This window comes from Stenotrophomonas sp. YIM B06876, assembly GCF_030711595.1.
Taxonomy (GTDB): Bacteria; Pseudomonadota; Gammaproteobacteria; order Xanthomonadales; family Xanthomonadaceae; genus Stenotrophomonas.
Map to the genome: position 1 here is coordinate 1 of NZ_JAUJUJ010000568.1, position 426 is coordinate 426.

Sequence of the window (426 nt, forward strand, 5' to 3'; positions counted from 1 at the left end):
CAAGGTCTCGACCGCCGAGGCGCGCCAGCAGGCCAGCGACACCCTCGCGCTGATGGGCATCCCGAGCCCCGACGACCGGCTGCGCGCCTACCCGCACCAGCTCTCGGGCGGCATGCGCCAGCGCGTGGCGATTGCGATTGCGCTGCTGCACGGCCCCGACCTGATCATTGCCGACGAGCCGACCACGGCGCTCGACGTGACCATCCAGGCGCAGATCCTGTCCGAGATGCAAAAGCTCGTGCAGAGCACCGGCACCGCGCTGATCTGGATCAGCCACGACCTGTCGGTGGTGGCCGGCCTGGCCGACGACATCGCCGTGATGTATGCCGGGCGCATCGTCGAGCACGGCAGCGTCGACGACGTGCTCGACCACCCGCAGCACCCCTATACCCAGGGCCTGATCGGCAGCCTGCCCAGCGCCAACCG

At 70.0% G+C, this 426-nt stretch carries 1 protein-coding gene; it reads left to right on the forward strand.

The annotated features are described in order from the left end of the window. On the forward strand, positions 1-426 hold a 426-nt coding region (locus QZH66_RS18500; RefSeq protein WP_305807245.1), incomplete at both ends, for an ABC transporter ATP-binding protein.